A 1,420-nucleotide genomic window follows, 5' to 3' on the forward strand; every position below is an offset into this window, starting at 1 on the left:
ACCTTATAGCGCTCCTCTTTCTTCTTCTGGTTCTTGGTCTTCTCGATGAGCTGGTAGCTCTTGACGAACGGGTTAATGTCTAGGGCCGTGTTCACGAGTGAGCCGGTCTTCTTGAGCACGTTGTCAATCAGGGCCTCAAGCGTCTGGCTCTTCTGGTAGATTGCGTAGAAGGCTGCTATTTGCTCCTCGCTCAGCTCCGGGGGCATCGCAAAGTCGCCCCACACAGTGCTCATTATCCTCGAGGTCTCAACGATTATAGTCGTGTCCATGGCCGAGAGTGGGGCGAACTGTGGGAAAGTCCAGAGGAGCTTTTGATGTGGCCCTCTACCAAGAACCCTGGCAAGAGACAAAAACACTTCATCAAGCCAGCTCGGCGCTCTTGGCGTGTATGCAATCACGAGCATGTTGTTTGGGGCTATCGCAACGCCCTGCACGTAGCCGAGGGTAACGATTTCCTTCACTACAGCGTCGCCACTCCTGAACTTGTAATAGACCTTCAGGACTTGGTGATGTGTTTTCACGAACTTCAAAGACTGGACGGCCTGTTTCTGCCTCCAGTCCTGGAGGGTCGGCTTCTCTTCATGCATTAGCTTCTCGTTGACTTTTTCAACTCTTCCGTCGATTAGAGTAACGTCCTGTGTGTCCTCCACATAGTTCCTCTTCGGAAGGCCTCCTTCCCTTTTCTTTTTCCTCTTCAACCACTCAAACACTTTCAATCACCTCCGCCTCACAGGGTTTGTGAGGGGCGGAAATGAATCCGCTCGGTAAAGAACTTGTTGTAAATGAAATATCCGCGTCCGCGATACTTCCTTTTTAGTTCCTCAACTTCAGCGGGTGAGGAAGCAACGATACGCTCAAAGCTAACATCAAAATCTGGAACGACCTTTTTCAGGAGCGCGTAGTCATCAGCAGAGGCAAGAGTTCCGAGGATGGCGATGTGGCTGGCTCCGTATATGAGTTCTGACGGCAGACTGTGAAGGTACTGTGTGGCAGCGAGAAAGTTCACCTGGTTGGAACGGCCCTCTCTGAAGAGCTTAGCCGCCATAGCCTTGCCCCAACGGCTTCTCAGGTAGTTCTGAATCTCATCACCCGCAATAAAGACAGCTGTCTCCTTCTCCTGCACGTACTCATTCAGGACCCATTCCACGACTTTTTTGAAGATGATATTCTTCGCGTTCTCGGTCAGGTCGGAGTTCTGGCTAAAGTCAATAACGTTGATTTTCGTGTTGTCCAACTGCTCGAAAAGGTCTTTACCGCTCTTCTTTAGCCAGCGAACTTTCTTAAGGCTCTTGGCAACGTTGTAAACGCCCCATAAGCTCGTGGGTGGCTTCTTGTTCTCAACTTCAAGGAACTCAAGCATTTCCTCGTAGATTCTCTTCGCCTCAAAGACAAGCTCGTCCGGGTCCCTGGCCTTCTCCTC

General features: G+C 50.8%; 1 protein-coding gene and 1 pseudogene. Both read right to left on the minus strand.

Translation table 11 applies throughout. The annotated features are described in order from the left end of the window. A partial coding sequence (locus tag MVO87_RS03070; protein ID WP_297552137.1) for a hypothetical protein occupies window positions 1-710 on the minus strand: 710 nt, incomplete at its 3' end. Between the two features lie 17 nt (window positions 711-727). Then, window positions 728-1,420: pseudogene (locus MVO87_RS03075) on the minus strand (ATP-binding protein); the annotation flags it as partial.

The organism is Thermococcus sp., assembly GCF_027063845.1.
Taxonomy (GTDB): domain Archaea; phylum Methanobacteriota_B; class Thermococci; order Thermococcales; family Thermococcaceae; genus Thermococcus.